Annotated in this window: 22 protein-coding genes; 18 read left to right on the top strand and 4 right to left on the bottom strand. The window is 57.3% G+C overall.

Annotation, left to right across the window (positions count from 1 at the left end; genetic code table 11):
* The first annotated feature begins 7 nt into the window (after positions 1-7).
* From ugpA to ugpQ, 4 genes are read left to right on the top strand one after another with little or no spacing between them, the layout of a single operon-like run.
* The gene (gene ugpA / locus ACSPHG_RS22415; RefSeq protein ID WP_435955675.1) at positions 8-895 is read left to right on the top strand and encodes a sn-glycerol-3-phosphate ABC transporter permease UgpA; all 888 of its coding nucleotides are present in this window, start codon (positions 8-10) and stop codon (positions 893-895) included.
* A complete protein-coding gene (ugpE, locus tag ACSPHG_RS22410; protein WP_435955674.1) occupies positions 892-1,737 on the top strand; it encodes a sn-glycerol-3-phosphate ABC transporter permease UgpE in 846 nt (281 codons plus the stop codon). Before ugpA ends, ugpE begins: the two co-directional genes overlap by 4 nt.
* 3 nt (positions 1,738-1,740) lie before the next feature.
* Positions 1,741-2,811 carry a sn-glycerol-3-phosphate import ATP-binding protein UgpC gene (locus ACSPHG_RS22405; RefSeq protein WP_435955673.1) on the top strand — a complete coding sequence of 357 codons (1,071 nt, stop codon included), beginning with the start codon at positions 1,741-1,743 and terminating at the stop codon, positions 2,809-2,811.
* On the top strand, positions 2,808-3,548 hold the full coding sequence (gene ugpQ / locus ACSPHG_RS22400; RefSeq protein ID WP_435955672.1) for a glycerophosphodiester phosphodiesterase: 741 nt from the start codon (positions 2,808-2,810) through the stop codon (positions 3,546-3,548). The genes ACSPHG_RS22405 and ugpQ overlap by 4 nt, the downstream gene beginning before the upstream one ends.
* Before the next feature lie 105 nt (positions 3,549-3,653).
* On the opposite strand, the gene ACSPHG_RS22395 is transcribed toward ugpQ, so the two are convergent.
* Positions 3,654-4,082: a DUF2756 family protein gene (locus ACSPHG_RS22395; RefSeq protein ID WP_435955671.1), complete on the bottom strand. Its 429-nt coding sequence runs from the start codon at positions 4,080-4,082 to the stop codon at positions 3,654-3,656.
* A 124-nt stretch (positions 4,083-4,206) separates the two neighbouring features.
* On the opposite strand from ACSPHG_RS22395, the gene ggt reads away from it, so the two are divergent.
* Positions 4,207-5,976 carry a gamma-glutamyltransferase gene (gene ggt / locus ACSPHG_RS22390; protein WP_435955670.1) on the top strand — a complete coding sequence of 590 codons (1,770 nt, stop codon included), beginning with the start codon at positions 4,207-4,209 and terminating at the stop codon, positions 5,974-5,976.
* 46 nt (positions 5,977-6,022) lie between these two features.
* On the opposite strand, the gene ACSPHG_RS22385 is transcribed toward ggt, so the two are convergent.
* On the bottom strand, positions 6,023-6,520 hold the full coding sequence (locus tag ACSPHG_RS22385) for a GNAT family N-acetyltransferase (RefSeq protein WP_435955669.1): 498 nt from the start codon (positions 6,518-6,520) through the stop codon (positions 6,023-6,025).
* Between the two features lie 713 nt (positions 6,521-7,233).
* On the opposite strand from ACSPHG_RS22385, the gene ACSPHG_RS22380 reads away from it, so the two are divergent.
* From ACSPHG_RS22380 to gntU, 5 genes are all read left to right on the top strand, one after another.
* Positions 7,234-8,271 (top strand): oxidoreductase, encoded by a 1,038-nt coding sequence (locus ACSPHG_RS22380; RefSeq protein WP_435955668.1) that lies wholly within the window; start codon positions 7,234-7,236, stop codon positions 8,269-8,271.
* Between the two features lie 123 nt (positions 8,272-8,394).
* Positions 8,395-9,090 carry a pirin family protein gene (locus ACSPHG_RS22375; RefSeq protein WP_435955667.1) on the top strand — a complete coding sequence of 232 codons (696 nt, stop codon included), beginning with the start codon at positions 8,395-8,397 and terminating at the stop codon, positions 9,088-9,090.
* Between the two features lie 229 nt (positions 9,091-9,319).
* Positions 9,320-10,315 (top strand): gluconate operon transcriptional repressor GntR, encoded by a 996-nt coding sequence (gene gntR, locus ACSPHG_RS22370; protein ID WP_435955666.1) that lies wholly within the window; start codon positions 9,320-9,322, stop codon positions 10,313-10,315.
* A 168-nt stretch (positions 10,316-10,483) separates the two neighbouring features.
* Complete coding sequence (gene gntK, locus ACSPHG_RS22365; RefSeq protein WP_435955665.1) at positions 10,484-11,017, top strand: gluconokinase; 534 nt, start codon at positions 10,484-10,486, stop codon at positions 11,015-11,017.
* Entirely contained in the window at positions 11,014-12,354 is a 1,341-nt protein-coding gene (gene gntU, locus ACSPHG_RS22360) for a gluconate transporter (protein WP_435955664.1), read from the top strand. Before gntK ends, gntU begins: the two co-directional genes overlap by 4 nt.
* Before the next feature lie 71 nt (positions 12,355-12,425).
* Here the strand turns inward: gntU and ACSPHG_RS22355 are convergent, their stop codons facing one another.
* Positions 12,426-13,589 (bottom strand): iron-containing alcohol dehydrogenase, encoded by a 1,164-nt coding sequence (locus ACSPHG_RS22355; protein WP_435955663.1) that lies wholly within the window; start codon positions 13,587-13,589, stop codon positions 12,426-12,428.
* A gap of 378 nt (positions 13,590-13,967) precedes the next feature.
* Between ACSPHG_RS22355 and ACSPHG_RS22350 the strand changes: the two genes are divergently transcribed.
* The 5 genes from ACSPHG_RS22350 to ACSPHG_RS22330 all read left to right on the top strand — a co-directional run bounded on the left by ACSPHG_RS22350 (position 13,968) and on the right by ACSPHG_RS22330 (position 20,493).
* The gene (locus tag ACSPHG_RS22350) at positions 13,968-16,487 is read left to right on the top strand and encodes a type VI secretion system Vgr family protein (RefSeq protein WP_435955662.1); all 2,520 of its coding nucleotides are present in this window, start codon (positions 13,968-13,970) and stop codon (positions 16,485-16,487) included.
* Between the two features lie 5 nt (positions 16,488-16,492).
* Positions 16,493-17,782: a VRR-NUC domain-containing protein gene (locus ACSPHG_RS22345; protein WP_435955661.1), complete on the top strand. Its 1,290-nt coding sequence runs from the start codon at positions 16,493-16,495 to the stop codon at positions 17,780-17,782.
* Between the two features lie 12 nt (positions 17,783-17,794).
* The gene (locus ACSPHG_RS22340) at positions 17,795-19,009 is read left to right on the top strand and encodes a DUF3396 domain-containing protein (protein WP_435955660.1); all 1,215 of its coding nucleotides are present in this window, start codon (positions 17,795-17,797) and stop codon (positions 19,007-19,009) included.
* A 20-nt stretch (positions 19,010-19,029) separates the two neighbouring features.
* Positions 19,030-20,040 carry a DUF3396 domain-containing protein gene (locus tag ACSPHG_RS22335; RefSeq protein ID WP_435955659.1) on the top strand — a complete coding sequence of 337 codons (1,011 nt, stop codon included), beginning with the start codon at positions 19,030-19,032 and terminating at the stop codon, positions 20,038-20,040.
* Positions 20,041-20,304: 264 nt separating this feature from the next.
* A complete protein-coding gene (locus tag ACSPHG_RS22330) occupies positions 20,305-20,493 on the top strand; it encodes a hypothetical protein (RefSeq protein ID WP_435955658.1) in 189 nt (62 codons plus the stop codon).
* A gap of 178 nt (positions 20,494-20,671) precedes the next feature.
* Here the strand turns inward: ACSPHG_RS22330 and ACSPHG_RS22325 are convergent, their stop codons facing one another.
* Complete coding sequence (locus ACSPHG_RS22325; RefSeq protein WP_435955657.1) at positions 20,672-21,265, bottom strand: YhgN family NAAT transporter; 594 nt, start codon at positions 21,263-21,265, stop codon at positions 20,672-20,674.
* Between the two features lie 153 nt (positions 21,266-21,418).
* On the opposite strand from ACSPHG_RS22325, the gene asd reads away from it, so the two are divergent.
* The 3 genes from asd to glgX all read left to right on the top strand — a co-directional run bounded on the left by asd (position 21,419) and on the right by glgX (position 26,928).
* On the top strand, positions 21,419-22,525 hold the full coding sequence (asd, locus tag ACSPHG_RS22320) for an aspartate-semialdehyde dehydrogenase (protein ID WP_435955656.1): 1,107 nt from the start codon (positions 21,419-21,421) through the stop codon (positions 22,523-22,525).
* A gap of 234 nt (positions 22,526-22,759) precedes the next feature.
* Entirely contained in the window at positions 22,760-24,949 is a 2,190-nt protein-coding gene (gene glgB / locus ACSPHG_RS22315; protein ID WP_435955655.1) for a 1,4-alpha-glucan branching enzyme, read from the top strand.
* Positions 24,946-26,928, top strand: coding sequence for a glycogen debranching protein GlgX (gene glgX, locus ACSPHG_RS22310; RefSeq protein WP_435955654.1), 1,983 nt, complete (start codon positions 24,946-24,948; stop codon positions 26,926-26,928). Before glgB ends, glgX begins: the two co-directional genes overlap by 4 nt.
* The last annotated feature ends 9 nt before the right edge of the window (positions 26,929-26,937 follow it).

The following is a 26,937-nucleotide window of genomic DNA, read 5'->3' as shown; positions in this document are numbered from 1 at the left end:
TTGCCCTATGTCCTCATCTCGTCCGGTGTTCCGCTCAGGCTGGCTTCCCTACGCGTTAGTGCTCCCGCAGCTGATTATCACCGTCATCTTTTTCATCTGGCCCGCGGGCGAGGCGCTGTGGTATTCGCTGCAAAGCGTCGATCCCTTTGGGCTTTCCAGCACCTTCGTCGGGCTGGACAATTTCCGGCAGCTGTTTCACGACGGCTACTATCTCGACTCGTTCTACACCACGCTGATTTTCAGCGGGCTGGTGGCGGGCAGCGGCCTGCTGGTGTCGCTTTTCTTCGCGGCGCTGGTCGATTACGTGGTGCGCGGCAGTCGCCTTTACCAGACGCTGATGCTGCTGCCCTATGCGGTTGCCCCGGCGATTGCGGCGGTGCTGTGGATCTTCCTGTTTAACCCCGGTCGCGGCCTGCTCACCCACGTGCTGGAGCAGTTTGGCTACCACTGGAACCACGCGCAAAACAGCGGCCAGGCGATGTTCCTCGTGGTATTTGCCTCGGTGTGGAAGCAGGTAAGCTACAACTTCCTGTTCTTCTTCGCCGCCCTACAGTCTATTCCCCGCTCGCTGGTGGAGGCCGCCGCGATTGACGGCGCAGGGCCGGTGCGCCGCTTCTTTAAGCTGTCGCTGCCGCTGATTGCCCCGGTGAGCTTCTTTCTGCTGGTGGTCAACCTGGTTTACGCGTTCTTCGACACCTTCCCCGTTATCGACGCCGCAACCGGCGGCGGCCCGGTGCAGGCCACCACCACGCTTATCTACAAGATCTATCGGGAAGGTTTTGCCGGACTCGACCTGTCGGCGTCGGCCGCGCAGTCCGTCGTGCTGATGTTCTTAGTGATCGTCCTGACCGTGGTCCAGTTTCGCTTCGTGGAACGTAAGGTGCGCTACCAATGATTGAGAACCGTCGCGGGCTGACTATTTTCAGCCACACCATGCTGATCCTCGGCATCATCGTGATCCTGTTCCCGCTGTACGTCGCTTTTGTGGCGGCCACGCTTGATAACAAAGCGGTGTTCGAAACGCCGATGACGTTGATTCCAGGCGGCCACCTGCTGGAAAACATGACCAACATCTGGATTAACGGCGTGGGGGCCAACAGCGCGCCGTTCGGCCTGATGCTGTTCAACAGCTTCGTCATGGCGATGGTAATCACCATCGGCAAAATCACCGTTTCGATGCTGTCGGCCTTCGCCATCGTCTGGTTCCGCTTCCCGCTGCGCAACCTGTTCTTCTGGATGATTTTTATCACCCTGATGCTGCCGGTTGAGGTGCGAATCTTCCCGACGGTGGAGGTGATTTCCAACCTCAAGATGCTCGACAGCTACACCGGCCTGACGCTGCCGCTGATGGCGTCGGCCACCGCCACCTTCCTGTTCCGCCAGTTCTTCATGACGCTACCCGACGAGCTGATGGAAGCGGCGCGTATCGACGGCGCGTCGCCCATGCGCTTCTTCCGCGACATCGTGCTGCCGCTGTCCAAAACGAACCTCGCGGCGCTGTTCGTCATCACCTTTATCTACGGCTGGAACCAGTATCTCTGGCCGCTGCTGATAATCAGCGATGCGAACCTCGGCACGGCGGTGGCGGGCATCAAAGGGATGATGTCCTCCGGCGAAGGCACCACCCAATGGAACCAGGTGATGGCGGCCATGTTGCTGACCCTTATTCCCCCGGTAATTATCGTTTTAGTGATGCAGCGCGCCTTCGTGCGTGGCCTGGTCGACAGTGAGAAATAGCCCATGGCAGGATTGAAATTACAGGCAGTAAGCAAGAGCTGGGATGGTAAAACCCAGGTGATTCAGCCGCTGACGGTCGACGTGGCGGACGGCGAATTTATCGTGATGGTCGGCCCGTCCGGCTGCGGAAAGTCCACCCTGCTGCGCATGGTGGCGGGGCTTGAGAAGGTGACGAGCGGCGACATCTGGATCGACAGGCAGCGCGTAACCGACATGGAGCCCAAAGAGCGCGGCATCGCCATGGTCTTTCAGAACTACGCGCTTTATCCGCACATGAGCGTCGAAGAAAACATGGCGTGGGGCCTGAAAATCCGCGGGATGGGCAAGGGGCACATTCAGCAGAAGGTCGCGGAAGCGGCGCGCATTCTGGAGCTGGACGGCCTGCTAAAACGCCGCCCGCGCGAGCTTTCCGGCGGCCAGCGCCAGCGCGTTGCCATGGGGCGTGCAATCGTGCGCGACCCGGCGGTATTCCTGTTCGACGAACCGCTCTCCAACCTCGACGCCAAGCTGCGCGTGCAGATGCGCCTTGAGCTACAGGACCTGCACCGCCGCCTGAAAACCACCAGCCTGTACGTCACACACGATCAGGTGGAGGCGATGACGCTGGCCCAGCGCGTAATGGTGATGAACAAAGGCGTTGCCGAACAGATCGGCACGCCGGTGGACGTTTACGAGCGCCCCGCCAGCCGCTTTGTGGCGAGCTTTATCGGCTCTCCGGCGATGAACCTGCTGGAGGGCAAAGTAAGCATCGACGGCTGGCGGTTTGAGCTGGAGGGCGGCCATGCGCTGCCGCTTGGCAGCCAGCGCCTGGCCTGGGCGGGCAGGGCGGTGACCCTGGGTATCCGCCCGGAACATATTGCGCTAAGCTCACAGGCCGCAGGCGGCATCCCGCTGGTCGTCGACACGCTGGAGATGCTCGGCGCAGACAATTTAGTGCACGGCCGCTGGGGGGCGCAGAAGCTGGTGGTGCGTCTGTCCCACCAGCAAAGGCCGCAGGCCGGCAGCACGCTGTGGCTGGACGTGCCGGAAAATCATCTGCACTTCTTTAGTAAGGAAAATGGACAACGTTTATGAGCAACTGGCCCTATCCCCGCATCGTCGCCCACCGCGGCGGCGGCAAGCTGGCACCGGAAAACACCCTCGCCGCCATCGACGTCGGGGCGCGTTACGGCCATACGATGATTGAGTTTGACGCCAAGCTGTCAAAAGACGGGCAGATCTTCCTGCTGCACGACGACACGCTGGAGCGCACCAGCAACGGCTGGGGCGTGGCGGGGGATTTACCCTGGGACAAGCTGCTCAACGTCGACGCGGGGAGCTGGTTCGGCAAGGGCTTCAAAGGCGAACCGCTGCCGCTGCTTTCGCAGGTGGCGGAGCGCTGTCGGCAGCACGGAATGATGGCGAATATCGAAATTAAGCCGACGACCGGCACGGAAATCCAGACGGGCAAAGCCGTGGCGCTAGCGGCTCGCGAACTCTGGCAGGGGCAAACCGCGCCGCTGCTGTCGTCGTTTGCCATCGAAGCGTTGGAAGCAGCGCAGGCTGCCGCGCCGGAACTGCCGCGCGGGCTGTTATTAGACGACTGGCGCGACGACTGGCGCGAGCTGACCGACAGGCTCGGCTGCATCTCCATCCATCTCAATCACAAGCTGCTCAACGAGGCGAGAACGCGCGAACTCAAGGCGGCGGGGCTGCATATTCTGGTTTATACCGTGAACATTCCCCAGCGCGCGCAAACGCTGCTGCGCTGGGGCGTGGATGCCATTTGCACCGACAGGATTGACGAGATCGGGCCAGATTTTAGCGCGTAATCGCGCCGGACGTCGGGTGGCGGCTCACGCCTTACCCGACCTACGAACTTCCGATGCCGTGTGGTTTGTAGGATGGATAAGCGCTAGCGCCATCCACCGCTATCCTTAAGGCCCAATCGTCTTCAGCGGAATGCTCGGCTGCGGCGCCGCGGAGTTATTCAGCATGCTGCCGTTGGTTTTAGGTTGCAGCATGTGATCCTGCTGCGCCGCCCGTCCGCCGTTGCTCAACATGCCGCCGCCGCTGTTCGGCAGCACCTGCTGGGACTGCGTATCCAGCTCGTTCTGCACGCGCAACGTCCGTTGCGTATTATTGTTAATCTGCGATTCCAGGTGCTGCTGCTGCACCCGCGTCTGGGTCTGAAGCTGCTGGTTCAACATTCCCTTTTGCTGCGCCTGCTGCGTTTGCATCTGAACCTGCATGCGCTGCTGGCTGGGGATCTGATAATCCGGCATGTTCGGGTTATTCATGGTATTCAGGGGCTGTGCCATGCTTGCAAAAGGCAGCAGGGCCGCCATCAGTAATAGCTTTTTCATTTTCACCTCCTCGATGTGGGGGATCTTCTAAGTTTACTCGTTTTCCACCACCCCGATGGTTATTTAAGATTTATAGACCAGGCTTATCTGGGGATTGCCCCTGAAAAGCCTGGAGAAACTGACGATGAAGCCGTGGAAAATTATTCTGAAAACGAAGCGCTGGCTTGCCGTTCCCGCGCTGACGATGGCGCTTTGTTTTGCGGCTGGGGCCGCACCGCCGCCGGTCGCCGCGCCCGCGCCCGTATCCTATGGCGTTGAGGCCGATGTCTTCCATCCGGTTCGCGCGCAGCATGGGATGGTCGCCTCCGTGGACGCGCAGGCAACGCAGGTGGGCGTCGATATTCTCAAACAGGGCGGTAACGCGGTGGATGCGGCCGTGGCGGTGGGCTACGCGCTGGCGGTCACCCATCCGCAGGCGGGGAACCTGGGCGGCGGCGGCTTTATGATGCTGCGTACTAAAGACGGTAAAACCACCGCGATAGACTTCCGCGAAATGGCCCCGGAAAAGGCTACCCGCGATATGTTCCTCGATGAACAGGGGAATGCCGACAGCAAAAAATCCCTCACTTCCCATCTCGCTTCGGGCACGCCCGGCACGGTGGCCGGATTTAGCCTCGCGCTGCAAAAATACGGCACCATGCCGCTCAATAAAGTGGTGCAGCCCGCCATTAAGCTGGCGCAGGACGGCATCACCGTCAACGACGCGCTGGCGGACGACCTGAAGCAGTACGGCGCGGAAGTCATCCCGAATCACGAAAATAGCAGGGCCATCTTCTGGAAAGCCGACGGCAGCCCGCTGCAAAAGGGCGACAGGCTGGTGCAGGCCAACCTCGCTAAAAGCCTGGAAATGATTGCCGAAAACGGGCCGGACGCCTTCTACAAAGGCGCGATTGCCGAGCAAATCGCTGACGAAATGGCCAAGAACGGCGGCCTGATGAGCAAAGCGGATCTGGCGAACTATAAAGCCGTTGAGCGCACGCCAATCGGCGGGCAGTATCGCGGCTACGAAGTCTTTTCCATGCCGCCGCCGTCCTCCGGCGGGATCCACATCGTGCAGATCCTCAATATCCTCGAAAACTTCGACCTCGCGAAATACGGCTTCGGCAGCGCCGACGCGATGCAGATAATGGCGGAGGCGGAAAAGTACGCCTACGCCGACCGCTCGGAATACCTCGGCGACCCGGATTTTGTCAGCGTCCCGTGGCAGGCGCTGACCAACAAGGCCTACGCCAAATCGCTGGCCGAGAAAATCGACCTCAACAAGGCGCGCCCGTCGAGCGACATCAAGCCGGGCAAGCTTGAACCCTATGAAAGCAACCAGACCACGCATTTCTCGGTGGTTGATAAAGACGGTAACGCCGTGGCGGTGACCTATACGCTCAACACCGTCTTCGGCACCGGCATCGTGGCGGGCAACACCGGTATCCTGATGAACAACGAGATGGACGACTTCTCCGCCAAGCCGGGCGTGCCGAACGTTTATGGCCTGGTCGGCGGCAATGCAAACGCGGTGGGGCCGCACAAGCGCCCGCTGTCGTCGATGTCGCCCACTATCGTGGTGAAAGACGGCAAAACCTGGCTGGTCACCGGTAGCCCCGGTGGCAGCCGTATTATCACCACCGTGCTGCAAATGGTGGTCAACAGCATCGACTTCGGGATGAACGTCGCCGAAGCGACCAACGCGCCGCGCTTCCACCATCAGTGGCTGCCGGACGAACTAAGAGTCGAAAAAGGCTTTAGCCCGGACACCCTGAAGCTGCTGGAAGTGAAGGGCCAGAAGGTGGCGGTAAAAGAGGCGATGGGCAGCACGCAAAGCATTATGATTGGGCAAGACGGCGCGCTGCACGGCGCTTCCGACCCGCGTACGGTGGATGATTTGACGGCGGGGTATTGAGGAATGTGGTGGATGGCGCTTGCGCCATCCGCCTTTCTACACCGGATTACACCGCTTTAAACCGCGCCATAAAATACGCGTCCACATACACGCCGTCGCGCAGGGCAAAGTTCTTGCCGGTGCCTTCCACCTCAAAGCCGAACTTGCGGTAGGTGGCCAGCGCCGCGGCGTTATCGGTGAAAACCGTCAGCTCGATGCGATCGATGCGCAGCCAGTTGTCGCACAGGTTGACCATCTCCTGCATCAGCGCGCTGGCAACGCCTTTGCCCTGATAGCGGCTGTCGACGCCCATGCCGAAGGTGGCGACGTGGCTGCGGCGCGGAGAGGGTTCCACCGTTAGCATCAGCTGCCCGACGACCCTGCCGTCGATGCAGGCCACCAGGTTGCGGCTGCCGGGCTTCAGGTCGGTCAGGCGGTCGGTGAACAGTTTTAGCGAAGGATGAGGAAGATGTAGCGTGTCACGGATGAGCGCGGGTTGGGAATAGATTTCATGCAGCGCCTGAGCGTCGCCGATTTCAGCGTGACGTACTACGATTTCGTTCATCCTTTTCTCCTCAATGGGTTAGATAATCCCTTTAAACATCATTGACTTTGACTTCGCTGTCAACTGCACATTTTTTGAAATTTAGCTTTACAAGTGCGAATGATAATGATTATTATTGCCATGCGTTCAGGGGAGACCCCTACGGAGACATCCTGAAAGCACGACATTGCTCACATTGCTTCCAGTATTACTTTAGCCAGCCGGGTGCTGGCTTTTTTTTTGCCCGTCTTATTTGAATCTGTAGCTGCGTTGGCTGCACTCCCTCACCCGAATCACTTACCAAAGTAAGCTCATCGGGGTTCGCTCCCTTGCCGCCTTGCTACAACTCCAAATAATTAGGGCAGATGTGCGTCTGAAATCGTAGGGCGGATAAACGAAGTGCCATCCGCCGGAAATGTCGGATGGCGGCTTACGCCTTATCCGACCTACAGAATACGTGGGCCTGAGTTTGCCCAAACCGCCGGAATGTCGGATGGCGGCTTACGCCTTATCCGACCTACAGAATACGTGGGACTGAGTTTGCCCAACCCGCCGGAAATGTCGGATGGCGGCTTACGCCTTATCCGACCTACAGAATACGTGGGCCTGAGTTTGCCCAACCCGCCGGAATGTCGGATGGCGGCCTGCGCCTTATCCGACCTACAAAATTGCGTGGTGTTATTGGCCGGCGTTTGCAGTAGGGTTATTGCAGTTCAAATCAAAAGGACAACGAAATGACCCTACACGTCGCATTTATCGGTTTTGGTAAAAGCACTACCCGCTACCATCTGCCCTACGTTCTGGTTCGCAAAGACAAATTCCACGTTGCCCACATCTTCCGCCGTCATGAAAAGCCGGAAGTTGAGCAGCAGCCTCAGTACGGCCATATTCATTTCACCAGCCAGCTGGACGACGTGCTTGGCGATCAAAAGGTCAAGCTGGTAGTGGTGTGTACCCACGCGGACAGCCACTTCGAGTACGCGAAGCGCGCGCTGGAGGCCGGTAAAAACGTGCTGGTAGAAAAGCCGTTCACCCCGACGCTTGCCGAAGCAAAAGAACTTTTCGAGCTGGCGCGCGCGAAGGGGCTGACCGTATCCCCTTACCAGAACCGCCGTTTTGACTCCTGCTTCCTGACCATGAAAAAAGCCATCGAAAGCGGCAAGCTTGGCAACATCGTCGAAATTGAAAGCCACTTTGATATGTATCGCCCGGAAGCGGAAACCAAGCCAGGCCTGCCCGCCGACGGCGCGTTCTATGGCCTTGGCGTTCACACCATGGACCAGATTATTTCGCTGTTTGGCCGCCCGGATCACGTCGCCTACGACATCCGCAGCGTGCGCAATAAGGCCAATCCGGACGACACCTTTGAAGCGCAGCTGTTCTACGGCGACATGAAGGCCATCGTCAAAACCAGCCACCTGGTGAAAATCGACTACCCGAAATTTATTGTCCACGGCAGCAAAGGCTCGTTCGTGAAGTACGGCATCGACCAGCAGGAAACCAGCCTGAAGGCGTACATCATGCCGGGCGAGCCGGGCTTTGCGGCAGACAGCAGCATCGGCCAGCTTGAGTACGTCAACGACGCCGGTGAAACGGTGCGCGAAGAGATGAAGCCGGAGCAGGGCGACTATGGCCGCGTGTATGACGCGCTGTATGAAACCATCGTCAACGGTAAGCCGAATTTCGTCAGAGAAATTGAAGCGCTGACCAATCTTGAAATCTTAGAACGCGGGTTCGAGCAGGCCTCTCCGTCAACGATTACGCTTGCCTGACGAATTAATCGACGCCTCAAACTTGTTCACTTTTTTTGAACAGAGGCGTCAAACTTCACCCTCTATGATCGTTTCCCAATCGGGTCCACACTTATCCCATCAAACGAATTGAGGAGAAGTGAAATGATCTACTTAAGAAAAGCCGAAGAACGTGGTCATGCGAATCATGGTTGGTTGGATAGCTGGCACACCTTCTCTTTTGCCAACTATTACGACGCCAACTTTATGGGTTTCTCGGCGCTGCGCGTGATTAACGAAGACGTGGTGGAAGCCGGTGAAGGCTTCGGCACTCACCCGCACAAAGACATGGAAATCCTGACCTACGTGCTGGAAGGCGCGGTTGCGCATCGGGACAGCATGGGTAACGAAGAGAAAGTACCGGCGGGCGAATTCCAGATCATGAGCGCCGGGACGGGCATCACGCACTCCGAGTACAACCCAAGTTCCACCGAACGCCTGCGTCTGTATCAAATCTGGATCATTCCAGAAAAAACCGGCATCACGCCGCGCTACGACCAGCGTCGTTTTGACGCGCCGCAGGGCCGCCAGCTGGTGCTTTCGCCGGATGCACGCGACGGTTCCCTGAAGGTGAATCAGGATATGGAGCTTTCCCGCTGGGCGCTGGCGAAAGACGAGCAGTCTGTTTATCAGATCCCGGCCGATCGCCGCATCTGGGTGCAGGTGGTGAAGGGCGAAGTGTCGATCAACGGCACGACGGCCAAAACCAGCGACGCGGTCGCCGTGTGGGACGAACAGGCGATTTCCGTTCACGCCAATGAAGCGAGTGAAATTCTGCTTTTCGATCTGCCACCAGTGTAATACCCGTCATCCTGCGAGCCGCAGGGGTGTTGGCTGCAGGAATTCACCACAGTCACTTACTCAAGTAAGCTCCTGGGGACTCATTCCCTTGCCGCCTACCTGCAACTCGAATGATTTTGGGTATGAATAGCGAAGAGTTACCCGTCACATCCTTCCTCTATTACAGGGGAAGGATGTGCGGTCTCCGTGCTAAACTTCCCTGTCAATATTGAGAGGGCTCGCACGGACCATGAAAAAGAAAAGACCGGTACTACAGGACGTTGCCGATCGCGTAGGGATCACCAAAATGACGGTGAGCCGTTTTCTGCGTAACCCCGACCAGGTGTCCGCCGCGCTGCAGGTAAAAATTGCCGCCGCCCTCGACGAACTGGGCTATATCCCCAACCGTGCCCCCGATATTCTCTCCAACTCCACCAGTCGCGCCATCGGCGTTTTGCTGCCCTCGCTCACCAACCAGGTGTTTGCGGAAGTGCTGCGCGGCATTGAAAACGTCATCGACGCCTACGGCTATCAGACCATGCTCGCCCACTACGGCTACAAGCCGGAGCTGGAAGAAGAGCGCCTGGAATCCATGCTTTCCTGGAACATCGACGGCCTGATCCTCACCGAGCGCAGCCACACGCCGCGCACCCTCAAGATGATTGAAGTAGCGGGCATCCCGGTCGTCGAGCTGATGGACAGCGTTTCGCCGTGCCTGGATATCGCCGTAGGCTTCGACAACTTTGAAGCCGCGCGCCAGATGACGGCGGCGATTATCGCCCGCGGCCACCGCCACGTGGCCTACCTCGGCGCGCGTCTTGATGAGCGTACCGTTATCAAACAGCTCGGCTACGAGCAGGGAATGCGCGACGCGGGCCTTGTGCCGTACAGCGTGATGGTCGAACAGTCCTCTTCCTATTCCACCGGCATTGAGCTGTTCCGCCAGGCAAAACGCGAATACCCGCAGCTCGACAGCATCTTCTGTACCAACGATGACTTAGCGATCGGCGCGGCGTTTGAATGCCAGCGCCAGGGTCTGCGCATCCCGCAGGATATGGCGATCGCCGGTTTCCACGGTCATGACATCGGGCAGGTGATGGAGCCGCGTCTGGCGAGCGTCCTGACGCCGCGCGAACGCATGGGCCGTATCGGTGCCGAACGCCTGCTGGCCAGAATTCGCGGTGAAACCGTTACGCCGCAGATGCTCGACCTGGGCTTTACCCTGTCGCCGGGCGGCTCGATCTAGCCGTAACAAAAGTTGACGCAGTTCACAGTTATACGCTTTGCAAGCTAATGGTTATTGCTTATTGCGCAGCCAGGCCAGAAAATGTTACCGATAACAGTTACCCGTAACAGCAGGATTTCACGCGGTGGCTGATAATTCCGTAATCATTGTGCCAGTCGGAGCTACGCTATGAGCACTACCAACCATGACCACCACATCTATGTCCTGATGGGCGTTTCTGGCAGCGGCAAGTCTGCTGTCGCAAGTGAAGTGGCACACCAGCTGAAGGCCGCGTTCCTCGACGGCGACTTCCTGCATCCGCGCAGCAACATCATGAAAATGGCCTCCGGTGAGCCGCTCAATGACAATGACCGCAAGCCGTGGCTGCAGGCGCTTAACGATGCCGCCTTCGCGATGCAGCGCACCAACAAAGTCTCCCTTATCGTCTGCTCCGCGCTGAAAAAGGTCTATCGCGACCAGCTGCGCGATGGCAACCCGAACCTCTCTTTCATCTACATGAAAGGGGATTTCGATGTCATCGAAAGCCGCCTGAAGGCGCGCAAAGGCCACTTCTTCAAAACCCAGATGCTGGTCACCCAGTTCGAAACGCTCGAAGAGCCGCAGGTGGAAGAACAGGACGTGCTGGTTGTCGATATCGACCAGCCGCTGGACGGCGTTGTCGCCAGCACAATCGCAGTAATCAACAAAGGCAGTGCGCAGTGAGTACATTAACGCTTGTTTTAACAGCAGTTGGCTCCGTTTTGCTGCTGCTGTTTTTAGTGATGAAGGCGCGCATGCACGCCTTCGTTGCTCTGATGGTGGTTTCTATTGGTGCAGGGCTGTTTTCCGGGATGCCGCTCGACAAAATCGCGACCACCATGGAAAAAGGGATGGGCGGTACGCTGGGCTTCCTGGCTATCGTCGTCGCGCTCGGCGCGATGTTCGGCAAAATTCTTCACGAGACGGGCGCGGTTGACCAGATTGCGGTCAAGATGCTCAAGTCCTTCGGCCATAGCCGCGCGCACTATGCGATTGGCCTCGCCGGTCTGATTTGCGCGCTGCCGCTGTTCTTTGAAGTGGCGATTGTGCTGCTGATTAGCGTTGCGTTTTCGATGGCGCGCCACACCGGCACCAACCTCGTTAAGCTGGTTATTCCGCTGTTTGCCGGCGTCGCGGCGGCCGCAGCCTTCCTGCTGCCAGGGCCTGCGCCGATGCTGCTGGCCTCGCAGATGCACGCCGACTTCGGCTGGATGATCCTGATTGGCCTGTGCGCGGCGATCCCCGGCATGATTATCGCCGGGCCGCTGTTCGGCAACTTCATCAGCAAACACGTCGAGCTGAAAATCCCTGAGGATATCTCCGAGCCGCACCTGGGCGAAGGCAAGCTGCCGTCGTTCGGCTTCAGCCTGTCGCTGATCCTGCTGCCGCTGGTGCTTGTCGGCCTGAAAACCATCGCCGCGCGCTTCACCGTTGAAGGCTCGGCCCTGTACGAATGGCTGGAGTTTATCGGCCACCCGTTCACCGCGATTCTGGTGGCGTGCCTGGTTGCTATCTATGGCCTGGCGTACCGTCAGGGCATGGCGAAAGAAAAGGTCATGGAAATCTGCGGCCACGCCTTACAGCCTGCGGGCATCATCCTGCTGGTTATCGGTGCGGGCGGCGTCTTCAAGCAGGTGCTGGTGGATTCAGGCGTTGGCCCGGCGCTCGGCGAAGCGCTGACCGGCATGGGCCTGCCGATTGCGGTAACCTGCTTCGTGCTGGCGGCCGCGGTGCGCATCATTCAGGGTTCTGCCACCGTCGCCTGCCTGACGGCCGTTGGCCTGGTGATGCCGGTGATTGAACAGCTGCACTACAGCGGCGCGCAGATGGCGGCGCTGTCTATCTGCATCGCGGGCGGCTCTATCGTGGTCAGCCACGTGAACGACGCCGGTTTCTGGCTGTTCGGTAAATTTACCGGCGCGACCGAAGGGCAAACCCTGAAAACCTGGACGATGATGGAAACCATCCTCGGCACCGTCGGTGCCATCGTCGGGATGATTGCGTTTACGCTTTTGAGCTGAGTTTTTAGCGGTCATAAAAAGGCGGATTCCTTCGGGCATCCGCCTTTTTTATTGATGAGGAAGGCTTATTTTCAGTCGGCGATAGTATAAATTTTGCCGTGATAGCAGGCGGTAAGAATATCCATCATATCCTGCAATGACGGCGCTCGCGGATTGCAGCCGGTGCAGGCGTCCTGCATGGCGTGTTCAGCCATAACCGTCAGCTTTTCAGCCCACTCCCGTTCGTTAATGCCGTAATCTTTGAAAGAAGCATCGACATTCACGCTCTCACGCAGCTTTTCAATTTTCACCGCCAGCCCTTCAGCGCTTTCTTCATCAATCAAGGAGGCCAGCTTGATGTATTTGGCCTCTGCGACAGTGGCGTTAAAGCGAATGACGTTAGGCAGCAAAATGGCGTTGGCGCGGCCGTGTGGCACGCCGAACATGCCACCAACCTGATGGGCCAGAGAATGCACGATGCCCAGCAACGCATTGCTGAACGACATTCCCGCAAGGCAGGAAGCATCATGCATTGTCTGCCGCGCGTCCAGATCATCGCCGTTTTCAACCGCCGTTGGCAGCGCCGCAAAAATATCGACGACCGCCCGTTCGGCAAGGCTGTCGGTGTAGGCATCGGCAAGCGGGGTCACATAGGCTTCCAGCGCGTGCGTCAGGGCATCCAGCCCGGTATTTGCCGTAACGTGCGCAGGCATGGAGCGGCAAATCTCGCCGTCGACGATAGCGATATCCGGGCAAAGCTCGTAGGAAACAAGCGGGTACTTCGTGCCTTTATTGCGGTCGGTAATCACGGAAACGCAGGTCGCTTCCGTGCCCGTGCCTGACGTTGACGGAATGGCGATAAAGCGAGCCTTATTGCGCAGGGGTTTAATGGTAAAGGGCGGGATAATCTCTGCAAACGTTGTCTCGGGATATTCATAAAATACCCACATAGCCTTGGCCGCATCTATTGCGGAGCAGCCGCCAAGCCCGATAATCCAGTCCGGCTGGAAGCGCATCATCACGTCGAAACCTTTCATCACGGTTTCAATTGACGGGTCCGCCTCAACGCCGTCAAACACCTCCACCGCAATACCGTTTTTCCCGAGAAGTTCAGCGGCTTTTTCAATATAGCCTGAACGTTTCATTGAACCTTGCCCCGTTACTATCAGGGCTTTCTTTCCAATAATTGTTGATAACTGCGCAAATGAACCGATCCCATGAAACGTTTTTCCGGGGACAATGAAATTTCCAGCCATAGTAATTCCCTTTTCAGTGAAGAAATATAAAAGCAACGTATAAAATTCGCTAATGCATTGAAAAGCAAAAGTATACTAAATCGCCGGAAAAGAGATGATCTACCGCAACTAATATTTTATGGCGGGGGTGAAATTTGAGTGCCAATACTTATAAAGAATAGTTACCAATTATTATCGGCATTGATATTGCCTGGGTGAATGAATGTGCGTTCTTACATATATTTAAAATAATCGATGTGCACTAATTATTTTGCAGAGTGCGGATTTCAGTTTTACATCGCCAAATTAATTGTGTTTATGAAAAGTACCAAGCACAATAATTCTATTGAAATTTAAGGATTATTATGGGTTCCTTTTATAGGATCGGATGATATAGCTATGGATAGCGTACTTGAGGGTGATAGCCCTTCCCACAATCACTACAAACTGAATATTCATGACGGCGGCATAGCTCCGGACGTGCTGCGCTTTCGCGGCCGGGAAGCGTTTAGCAAACCGTTTCGCTGGGCGATTGAGTTCACCTCGCCGCAGGGCAACCTGCGGCCCGAACAGGCGCTGATGAAGTTTGCCACCTTCAGCATGCGCGACGGCAAAACGGTGCACGGCATTATCACCCGCCTGGAATGGCTCTCAACCTCGGCCGACCAGGCGCATTATTCCGTCATTCTCGAACCCCGCCTTGCCCTGCTTTCCCGCACCCGCCGCTGCGCCGTATACCAGAATGACTCCGTGCCGCAGGTGGTGGAGCAGGTGCTGCGCGCCCACGGGCTGGAAGGTCCGGACTTTGAATTCCGCCTCTCCCGCGACTACCCGCCGCGCGAAGTCATCACCCAGTGGCGCGAAACCGACCTCGGGTTTATCCGCCGCATTCTTGCGGAGGTAGGCATCTGGTTTCGCTTTGAAATGAACCCGGCAACGGCGCTGGAAACGGTGATTTTTGCCGACAGCCAGAGGCAGTACGTTTTTGATGTGAAACTGCCCTACGGCGAGCCGTCCGGCCTGTACGACGGTGCGAGGGAATCCGTCTGGGGCGTGCTGACACAGAATAAGGTGGTCACCGGCACTGTCGCCACGCGTGACTACAACTACCGCACCGCCACCACGCCGCTGGATGCGGTCGTTTCAGTTCGCAATGATGCGGCGACGACGGGAGAACACTACCGCTACGGTGAGCCGTACAGTGAAGCGGGGGATGACAGCGACCCGGAGCCTGTCACCGAAAGCGGCGCGTTCTATGCCCGCATCCACCACGAGCGCGAGCTGAACAAATCTGCCCGCGTCCGCCTGTTCAGCAACGCCTCGCGCCTCACGCCCGGCCAGGTGCTGGAGCCGCAGGGCAACGTGATTTCCGCGCTGAAAGAGGGCGCGGTGACGACGATGGTGGCCTTCAGCGGCGCGCGCGATTCGCGGCTGCGCGTCTGCGTGTGGGGCCAGCCCTACACCGAGCGCTACTGCTTTCGCCCGTACCGACCCGCGCGCCCGGAAATCCACGGCACGCTGCCCGCCCGCGTTGAGAGCCGCGAGAAAAACGACATCTACGCGCACCTGGATGCGCACGGACGCTACCGCGTCAGGCTGGACTTTGACCGCAACGACAGCGAGCAGGGTTACGGCTATCTGTGGCTGCGCATGGCGAAGCCGTATGCCGGAGAGCGGTACGGCTGGCATATGCCGCTTACCGACGGCACCGGGGTGGCGATTGCGTACGGCAACGGCGACATCGACCTGCCGTACATCTCCCACGCCATGCACGACTCCGCACACCCCGACCTCGTTAACCGCGACAATCACACCCGCAACGTCCTGAGGACGCCTGCCAACAACAAGCTGCGGATGGAGGACAGGCGCGGCGAGGAGCATATCAAGCTCGCCACGGAGTACGGCAAGACCCAGCTCAACACCGGGCATATCGTGGACGCGCAGGGCAAACCGCGCGGCGCGGGCGCCGAGCTGCGCACCGACGATCGGGGCACCATCCGCGCCGGGAAAGGGCTGTTTATCAGCGCCGATGCCCAGCCAAAAGCGCAGGGCGAAGCGCTGGATATGGACGCCGCGCTTGCGGAAATCGACCGGCTCAACCGGCAGCTGCAGCAGCTGGAGATGGCCGCAGAACAGGCGCAGGCGCTGAAGGCGGATATCGACAGCCAGATTGCGATGTTTGAGCAAAGGCTGAAGCCGCTTAACGAGGCGATACTGTTCTCCGCGCCGGAAGGCATGGCCCTCACCAGCGGCGAGCATATGCAGATAGCGGCCGCGAAAAACGTCGCCATCAACGCCGGGGGCGATATCAGCGTCGGCGTGATGGGCAATATGACGGCGCTTGTCGGGGAAAAGCTGGGAATGTTTGCCCGCACCGGGCAGCTGAGCCTGAAGGCCAGCGAGGGCCCGATAGACGTGCAGGCGCAGAACGCTAATATGCGCCTGTTTGCTGAGAAAAAGCTGACCCTGACCTCAGAAAGTGACATCTCGTTTGCCGGCAAGAAACGCATCACGCTGATAGGCGGCGGCAGCTACCTGAAGCTTGAGGCGGGGAGGGTGGAGTACGGCACCACGGCGACCTATATGCGCAGGGTGAAGCGGACGATGGCGGCGGGGGCGGCGACATTGCCGCTGAATATACCCCGCGTGGGCACCTCTCATCTCTACTCGGCCATGTATCAGCTACAGGACAAACACGGCAATATTCTGGTCAATACGGCCTATCGCCTCACTACCCCATCCGGGCAGTCGGCAGCGGGTTACAGCGATAGCGAAGGTCGCACCGTACCGGTTTACACCCGCAAACAGGAAGACGTTGAGCTGCACGTTATTGTTAAGAAACCACAGCCGGAAGAACTAATGTGGTTTGTGGGGGAAACCGATACGCAGCAACTGGAAACCGAACTCAGGGAGAGCTAATCATAATGGAAATGCCCGATTTACCCGATACACCGACACCGGATACTCCCACCGGGGCGACAAACCAGCCGTGGGACTGCACCACGACGGGCGTCGAAATGGTCGAGAAACAGTCACGTCTGCCGACGGCGGAAAACCGTCAGTACCTGCATATCAAGGTGGAATACGCCATGCGTTTTCCGCAACTGTCGGCACATATTCGTCGGGAAGGTAAAACTTACCGGATGAGCCTAAAGCAGACCATGATGAGTGGTCTTATTCGCGTGGATGAAATAGCGCGAAACTACTGCTGGTACTACAAGGCGGAAGTGGCGTTTGATATGCGTACCACGCCGCCCCGTCCTTTTCTGAGCAGTACGCTGCTAAAAAAAGACGGCCCCGGCCGTCGCCACACCACCAATCCCTTTCCGGTGCCCGGCAAGGGGATATACCGACGCCCTGACGTGATTATTGTTAAGAACAAGCAGGATCGCTGGCCGGGTCTGGCAGGGCCGGATACCGAAGGCAATATGCACGGTGATAATCTGGCCCGCCTGGTGGAGGTGAAGTTTCCGGGGGATACGCTGTATGAAGATCAATATAAAGAATATATGAAGATTGTGGGCGGAATTGGTCATGAAGCTCGCATGACCATTCTTGAGATCCACGACTGCCGCCCGCAAGAGCAGCAGTGGGTTGACCAGGTGGTTAACGTGACGATGAAGGCCTGGCAGACCAGCGGCGCGAAGTATTGGCCGCTGGTTCTCTACCCGCCAGTCTTTATGCCCCGTCCGCCCTCCACACCCGTTGCCGCCAGAATCGAACCCTGGACTTACGCCGGTAAAGCCGTGGCCGACCTCAGTGAGGGCGCGGTGCGTGGCGTAGCCGAAGGCTGGAATGCACTGTCAAAAGAGGCGCAGCAGGTCCTGAATTCCGCGGCCAGCTGGCTTAACGACGGCGGCGAGTGGGTTTACCGGCAGGGAAGCGAGGCTTGGGTCTGGGCCAGCAAAACCGGTAAATCGGTGAAGTCATGGACCAACGCCCAGATACGTGCGGCCTGGGCAGAAATACAGCACGCCACCGATATGACGCTGGATATGCTGAAACAGGTGGACTGGGTACAGGTTTTAACCAACGTCGCGAAAACGGTCGGCGTTATTTTGGTTGCCGTGGGTCTCGGCGTTCTGGTGGTAACCCTGGGTATCCCGGAAGCCATTATTGGCGCGTTTTTACTGATTGTTCGTCTGGCAATAAGCGCCTGGGTAACACTGGCGGCTATTCTCGGTACGGGTACGGCGGCACTGGCAGCCGGTTAAAAAGGAGCAGGTATGGAATTGCAGGATTTTGAGCTGAACTACATCGAGAAATGGCTTCCGGAAGCTTCCGTTAAATATAAAGACGGCAGCCCGGCGGTCAATCTCGGTTTGATTATTACCGTCTTTTTTAAGAACGGGCATGCGCCGGAAGTTCGCCGCAGGATGGTTGAGTGCGTGGATCGCTTTTACGGCGAGTTTAAACCCTGGTTGAAAAAAACGATCACCCAAAAGTGGGTGGGTATTACTGAGAAGAATTACGCCAAAAAGCGGCAGGAGATCCTCGACTCAACGCCCGAGGAGATTTTTTCCTGGTATCTGGGTAGCGCAGAGAAGGATTTTTTGGCCCCTGATTACAGCGTTTTGATTATGGGGGAAAGAATTTTTCATAATGACAGCGATCGCTCAGTCATTAAGCTAACACTCCCGTTGTCACTGCTGAAAGAAGCTGATGGAAAGCAGCGTTATGAAGCTTGGTTGATGTGGCTATGTGACACCTTTTCGGTGGAAAGTGGTTATGCCGGACTGTCGTTTGCACTTCCTTATTCCCGTGAGCGAATGTTTCCCTATGAATTCGCCCTGGCGCAGCGTTTTTCCGGCGTAATGGTGGATTCCATTGGCACGCTTGAAGGTGACGGAGCCGTCATTGGCCTGAAAGGTGCGTGCTGGTACACCATTCTGGGCATGCCATGGCTCGAAAAATTGGGGGGCATGGAAAAATTAACGCATCGTTTGGCCAAAAACCCTGAAATAAGCCTGCTTCCCTATAGCAACGGGGTGATCATCAAAGCCGGTGCGCTTCCTCCGCCATTAGGCGAAATAAAATCCGAGGGATTGTCGCCACTTCTGGTCAAAGTTAACCAGCTCATTAAACCGGTGCGGTTTGATAAATCAAGATCTCTTCATTTCTACTCAGCATATGAAGGACATCAGTTCGATAAGGAATCCACCATGAAGTGGTACAGGCGCTTCGATGAGGCCAGCGCCCTGCTAGATAAAGATGAACTTGGTAAGTCATACGAACCTGTGCGCATCAAATGCTGGACAGACGAGATTGCACCTTATGCGGGGGAATGGGCCGCTATCGTTCACGGAACCACCAAATACATCCAGACGCGTGAAGGGCAGAAGATGCCAGCATTCGAGGATAAATATGGCAAAAAACATCGCGCCCGCTGGTCGCTGTTGAAACGCGATGATAAAGGAAGCGTTTTTATTATTCCTGAATGATTACATCAAGGCATTTTCATATGGATCTGAACTACATCGAGAAATGGCTGCCGGAAGCCTCCGTGAAATACAAAGACGGCAGCCCGGCGGTCAATCTCGGTCTGATTATCACCGTCTTTTTTAAAGACGGACATACGCCGGAAGTTCGCCGCAGGATGGTTGAGTGCGTGGATCGTTTTTACGGCGAATTTAAACCCTGGTTGAAAAAAACGATCACCAAAAACTGGGTCGGTATTACTGAGAAGAATTACGCGAAAAAGCGGCAGGAGATCCTCGATTCAACGCCCGAAGAGATTTTTTCCTGGTATCTGGGTAGCGCAGAGCAGGATTTTTTTGCTCCTGATTACAGTATTTTAATTATGGGCAAGCGAATTTTTCATAATGACAGCGATCGCTCAGTCATTAAGCTAACACTCCCATTGTCACTGCTGAAAGAGCCTGACGGCAAAAAGCGTTATGAAGGCTGGCTGATGTGGCTGTGTGACACATTTTCGGTGGAAAGTGGTTATGCCGGACTGTCGTTTGCACTCCCTTATTCCCGTGAGCGAATGTTTCCGTATGAATTTGCCCTGGCGCAGCGTTTTTCAGGTGTGATGGTGGATTCTCTTGGCACGCTTGAAGGTAGAGGAGCCGTCATTGGCCTGAAAGGTGCCTGCTGGTACACCATTCTGGGCATGCCATGGCTCGAAAAATTGGGGGGCACGGAAAAATTAACGCATCGTTTGGCCAAAAACCCTGAAATAAGCCTGCTTTCCTATAGCAACGGGGTGATCCTCAAAGCCGGTGCGCTTCCTCCGCCCTTGGGTGAAATAAAATCCGAGGGATTGTCGCCACTTCTGGTCAAAGTTAACCAGCTCATTAAACCGGTGCGGTTTGATAAATCAAGATCTCTTCATTTCTACTCAGCATATGAAGGACATCAGTTCGACAAGGACTCCACTATGAAGTGGTACAGGCGTTTCGATGAGGCCAGCGCACTGCTGGATAAAGATGAACTCGGTAAGTCATACGAACCTGCACCTCAAGATTAATTAGCATCAGCTAACGCAGAAAATAATGAATCGGTCAGAAGGGGGTTTGGACATTAACGCTGAGGCGCTGAAGACTTCTTCTCCTTTTGCCGAGGTTTAATTTCAGCGCGAACGGCGGCAAAAATAAACTTAGCCCTTGTCTCATCGTCACGCTTTTAAAAAAGCCGTTGGGCGCAACGATGGATCTATTCCGATACTCGACGGCTGTCAGCTTTATGCTGAAGCGTAAATAGAAAATGAAAGCAAGACGGAGAGCATGGCGCTGTGCGGTCTTTGCTGGCCGGGCTGGAGATATTGCGCTGCTCGCTTATTGCGCCGCTTCCCCAGCATTTAATCGAACTGCGTACCCTAAATCTGGACGATTCAAATGACTATCGCTGCCCGCTTTCAGCGGATGCAGAAACGCCGCGTGAATACTGCTCGGCGCTCACGATGTTGCTCCTGAATCAGTAACAGTCGGAAGAGCTGCGGGAACATATTAGTTTGAAAGTGTGAACGTTCTGGTTGAGGATTTAAAAGCTCCGTGCTTTGTGCTTACCGGAGCCGGGTTAATAATGACTAGCGGTGAGAAAGCGCCCGGCCCCCACTAAACCACCGCAAGGCGGGCAGCCTGCGCCACCCGCCTCAATTCCTACCCCTGCATCCACGTCCGGATGCCGTCGAGAAACATCTGGGTGGAAATCATGATCAGCACCAGGCCCATCAGGCGTTCCAGCGCGTTCACACCCTTTTCACCCAGCAGGCGCAGGAACAGCGACGACTGCAGTAGAATCGCCACCGTGCCGCCCCAGGCCAGCATCAGCGCCGCGACCAAATGCCCCATCTGGTTTGGATACTGATGCGACAGCAGCATTAACGTTGCCAGCAGCGACGGCCCGGCGACCAGCGGAATGGCCAGCGGCACGATAAACGGCTCTTCCCCGGCGGGCAGGCCGGTGGTGCTGCCTTCCTGGCTTGGGAAAATCATCTTAATGGCGATCAGGAACAGGATAATCCCGCCTGAAATCGACACGGTTTCCGCTCGCAGGTTGAGGAAGGCGAGGATTTTTTCACCGGCGAACAGGAAGATAAGCATCAGCCCGAGCGCTATCAGCAGCTCGCGGATCATAATCTTCCGGCGGCGCTTGGGTTCGGTGTGTTTGAGCACCGACATAAAAATCGGCAGGTTGCCCAGCGGGTCCATAATCAGGATCAGCAAGACCGCCGCGGATATAATTTCATTCATCTGTCATCCCCGAAAATCGAACAAATAAGTTCCGTTGCTAATACAGCGGATATCATTGATTAATTTCACTTGCGACTTTGGCTGCATTTTGTAAGGTGGATGGCAGTCTCAATTAATGCACACAACGCAAACACCTCTGCAGGATAAGTCGCTATGAAAAATGTAGGTTTTATTGGCTGGCGCGGTATGGTCGGCTCTGTACTCATGCAACGCATGGTAGAAGAGCGTGACTTTGACGCCATTCATCCCGTGTTCTTCTCTACTTCCCAGCTTGGTCAGGCCGCTCCTGCTTTTGCGGGCCAGACGAACGGCACGCTGCAGGACGCCTACTCTCTGGAAGCTTTGAAGGCGCTGGATATCATCATTACTTGCCAGGGCGGCGATTATACCAATGAAATCTATCCAAAGCTCCGTGAAAGCGGCTGGCAGGGGTATTGGATTGATGCGGCCTCTTCGCTGCGCATGAAAGACGACGCCATTATTATTCTCGACCCGGTGAACCAGCACGTTATTCAGGACGGCCTGAACAAAGGCGTGAAAACCTTTGTTGGTGGCAACTGCACCGTCAGCCTGATGCTGATGTCGCTGGGCGGCCTCTTCGCCAACGACCTGGTTGACTGGGTATCTGTCGCGACCTACCAGGCGGCATCCGGCGGCGGCGCGCGCCACATGCGCGAGCTGTTAAACCAGATGGGCCAGCTGTATAACGAAGTCTCCACCGAGCTTGCCAACCCGGCTTCCGCCATCCTTGATATCGAACGTAAGGTCACCGAACTTGGCCGCAGCGGCAACCTGCCGGTCGACAACTTCGGCGTGCCTTTAGCGGGCAGCCTGATTCCGTGGATCGACAAACAGCTCGATAACGGCCAGAGCCGCGAAGAGTGGAAGGGCCAGGCGGAAACCAACAAAATTCTCAACACCCGCACCGCGATCCCGGTTGATGGCCTGTGCGTTCGCGTGGGCGCGCTGCGCTGCCACAGCCAGGCGTTCACCATCAAGCTGAAAAAAGATGTCTCTATCCCAACCATCGAAGAACTGCTGGCGGCGCACAACCCGTGGGCGAAAGTGGTGCCAAACGACCGCGACATCACCATGCGCGAACTGACGCCAGCCGCCGTGACCGGCACGCTGACCACGCCTGTTGGCCGCCTGCGCAAGCTGAACATGGGGCCGGAGTATCTTTCCGCATTCACCGTCGGCGATCAGCTTTTGTGGGGTGCCGCCGAGCCGTTGCGCAGAATGTTGCGATTGCTCGCATAATTACACTTACATACTAAAGGGGCATTGCAGCCCCTTTTTTTTCGCGTCATAGATGGTGTATTCGCTTAATTCGCAGGAGTAAAACAATACGTTGGCTATGCTTAAGTCAGGGCGGTAGAAACCGTCATGATGGTTAGTTGGGCGGAACAGCTTACAGGGGGTTTTTTCGCTGTCCGTTAGGGTCAATGATAAGTGCCGGGTCGCGTGGCACACACAATAAACAGGACGAATACCATGTCTGTTCTTCCCGATAAAGACGTGATTAATGCGCTTATTGCGGGTCATTTCGCTGACCCCTTTTCCCTGCTGGGGATGCACAAGACGGAAGCCGGGCTGGAAGTGCGCGCGCTGTTACCTGACGCAACCGAAGTATGGGTTATCGAACCAAAAACCGGGCGCAAAGTCGGCAAGCTTGAATGCCTCGACTCGCGTGGCTTTTTCTGTGGCCTGATCCCGCGTCGTAAAAATCCTTTCCGCTATCAGCTGGCCGTTATCTGGCACGGCCACGAAAACCTGATAGACGATCCTTATCGCTTTGGCCCGCTGATTCAGGAAATGGACAGCTGGCTGCTTTCTGAAGGCACGCACCTGCGGCCGTATGAAACGCTTGGCGCGCATGCCGATACCATGGACGGCGTAACGGGGACGCGCTTCTCGGTCTGGGCACCGAACGCCCGCCGCGTGTCCGTCGTCGGGCAGTTTAACTACTGGGACGGCCGCCGCCACCCGATGCGCCTGCGCCGTGAAAGCGGCATTTGGGAGCTGTTTATCCCCGGCGCGCACCCCGGCCAGCTTTATAAATTTGAGCTGATCGACATCGAAGGCCACCTGCGCCTGAAAGCCGACCCGTACGCGTTTGAATCGCAGATGCGCCCGGAAACCGCCTCGCTGATTTGCGGCCTGCCGGAGAAAACCACCCTGAGTCCCGCAAGGCAGAAGGCCAACGGCTTTGACCAGCCGATCTCGATTTATGAGGTGCATCTCGGTTCGTGGCGTCGCCATGCCGACAACAATTTTTGGCTCAGCTACCGCGACCTGGCGGACCAGCTGGTGCCGTACGTCAAAGAGATGGGCTTCAGCCACCTCGAACTGCTGCCGATTAACGAACACCCGTTCGACGGCAGCTGGGGCTACCAGCCGCAGGGGCTTTACGCGCCGACGCGGCGTTTCGGCACGCGCGAAGACTTCCGCTATTTCATCAATGCCGCCCACGCGGCGGGGCTGAACGTCCTGCTCGACTGGGTGCCGGGCCACTTCCCGACGGACGACGCGGGGCTTGCGAAGTTCGACGGCACCTCGCTTTACGAACACGGCGACCCGCGCGAGGGCTACCACCAGGACTGGAACACGCTGATCTACAACTACGGGCGGCGTGAGGTCAGTAACTATCTGGTGGGCAACGCCCTTTACTGGATTGAGCGCTTCGGGATCGACGGCCTGCGCGTTGATGCCGTGGCCTCGATGATCTACCGCGACTACAGCCGCAAGCCGGGGGAATGGATACCTAACGATAAAGGCGGGCGCGAAAACTTAGAAGCTATCGAATTTCTGCGCAGCACCAACCGCATTATCGGCGAGCAAACGCCGGGCGCAGTTACCATGGCGGAAGAGTCCACTGACTTTACCGGCGTGTCGCGTCCGCCGTCGATGGGCGGGCTGGGCTTCTGGTTCAAGTGGAACCTGGGCTGGATGCACGACACCCTCGACTACATGAAGCTTGACCCGGTGCACCGCCAGTATCACCACGACAAAATGACCTTTGGCATGCTTTACAACAGCACCGAAAACTTCGTGCTGCCGCTTTCGCACGACGAGGTGGTGCACGGCAAGAAATCGATTCTCGACCGCATGCCGGGCGACGCGTGGCAGAAGTTCGCCAACCTGCGCGCCTACTACGGCTGGATGTGGGCGTTCCCCGGCAAAAAGCTGCTGTTTATGGGCAACGAATTTGCGCAGGGGCGCGAATGGAACCACGACCGCAGCCTCGACTGGCACCTGCTGGAAGGCGGCGACAACTGGCACCACGGCATACAGCGCCTGGTTCGCGACCTGAACCACACCTATCGCCACCACGCCGCGCTGCACGAGCTGGACTTTGACGGCTACGGCTTCGAATGGCTGGTGGTCGAGGACAAGGTCAACTCCGTGTTCATCTTCGTGCGCCGTGATTCAAAGGGCAACGAACTGATCGTCGCCAGCAACTTCACGCCGGTGCCGCGCTACAACTACCGCTTCGGCATTAACCAGCCGGGCCGCTGGCGCGAAGAGCTGAACACCGACTCGATGCACTATCACGGCAGCAATACCGGCAACAGCGGCGTGGTGCACAGCGACGCGATCCCAAGCCACGGGCGCGAAAACTCCCTGAGCCTGACGCTGCCGCCGCTTGCCACCGTCTGGCTGGTTCGGGAGGGCGACGAATGACGCAGCTAACCGCCGGGAATCCGGCTCCGTACGGCGCTTTCTACGACGGCAAAGGGGTGAACTTCACGCTGTTCTCGGCGAATGCCGAAAGGGTGGAGCTGTGCGTGTTTGACGAAAAGGGCCACGAGCGACGCTACGACCTGCCGACGCGCAGCGGCGATATCTGGCACGGCTATCTGCCGAACGCGAAGCCCGGTTTGCACTATGGCTACCGCGTTCACGGCCCGTGGGAGCCGCAAAACGGGCACCGTTTCAACCCGGCGAAGCTGCTGCTCGACCCGTGCGCGCGCCTGGTTGTTGGCGGGGCGAACGACCACCCGCATATGCACGGCGGCTACGACGAGCCAAACCTCGAAGACAGCGCGCCGCACATGGCGAAATGCGTGGTGGTGCAGGAGAAATTCGACTGGGAAGACGACGAGCATCCGCGCACACCGTGGGGCAATACCGTTATTTACGAGGCCAACGTTCGCGGCCTAACGCTGCTTCACCCCGGCATTCCGCAGGAGCTGCGCGGGACCTACGGGGCGCTTGGCCACCCGACGATGATTAACTACTTCAAGCGGCTGGGGATTACGGCGCTTGAGCTGATGCCGGTAGCGCACTTTGTCACCGAACCGCGCGTTGCGCGCCTCGGATTGAGCAACTACTGGGGCTACAACCCGCGCGCGTTCTACGCCGTTGAAGGCTATTACGCGATTAACCAGGATCCGCACAACGCCGCCAACGAGCTGCGCGGGGCGGTGAAGGCGCTGCACCAGGCAGGCATCGAGGTGATCCTCGATATCGTACTTAACCACAGCGCGGAGCTGGATCGCGATGGCCCAACCCTGTCGCTGAGCGGAATCGATAACCGTAGCTATTATTGGTTAATGGACAACGGCGATTACCAAAACTGGACCGGCTGCGGGAATACGCTGAATTTGAGTACGCCCGGCGTCGTTGACCAGATGGTGGACTGCCTGCGTTTTTGGGTCGATAGCTGCCACGTCGACGGTTTCCGCTTCGATCTGGCCTCGGTCATGGGGCGCACTCCGGAATTTCGCCAGGATGCGCCGCTGTTTGAGGCGATCAAAAACGATCCCGTGCTCTCGCAGATCAAACTGATCGCCGAGCCGTGGGATATCGGCCAGGGAGGCTACCAGGTGGGTAACTATCCGCCGCTGTTTGCGGAATGGAACGACCATTTCCGCGACGGGATGCGCCGCTTCTGGCTGCAAAGGGACCTCTCCCTCGGGGGCTTTGCCTGCCGGTTTGCCGGTTCAAGCGACGTCTATCGTCACGGCGAACGGCTTCCCTCTACCAGCATTAACTTAATCACCGCCCACGACGGTTTTACCCTGCGCGACTGCGTTAGCTTCAACCAGAAGCATAACGAAGCGAACGGCGAGGATAACCGCGACGGCACGAGCAATAACTACAGCAACAACTACGGATTTGAAGGCCTGGAAGCCAGTTTGACTATCAAAGAGCGGCGGCGCGACAGCGTTCACGCTCTGCTCACCACGCTGCTGCTTTCCCAGGGCACGCCGATGCTGCTCGCCGGTGACGAACACGGCCACAGCCAGCACGGTAACAACAACGCCTACTGCCAGGACAACGCCCTGACGTGGCTTGACTGGGAACACTGCAACGAGGGGTTAACCACCTTTACCGCGGCGCTGATTCATCTGCGCCAGTCTATTCCGGCCCTGACCCGAAATAGCTGGTGGGAGGAAGGCGATGACAACGTTCGCTGGTTAAACAAAGAGGCGCGTCCTCTGAGTGCTGATGAATGGCAAAACGGGATTCATCTCCTGCAAATCCAGCTGTCAGATCGTTGGCTTATTACGATAAACGCCACCGAAGAAGTGACCGATATCGTATTACCTGATGGGGAATGGCACGCCATTCCTCCGTTTGCCGGGGAGGATAACCCGGTTGTGATGGCGGTATGGCATGGGCCCGCGCATGGAGTTTGCGTGTTCCAGAAGTCATAAAAAGGAGTC

The sequence above is a fragment of the Dryocola baronae genome (genome assembly GCF_051297175.1).
Lineage (GTDB): Bacteria > Pseudomonadota > Gammaproteobacteria > Enterobacterales > Enterobacteriaceae > Dryocola.
The sequence above is the reverse complement of the archived record's forward strand: the minus strand, read 5'-3'. Positions and strand labels throughout refer to the sequence as shown.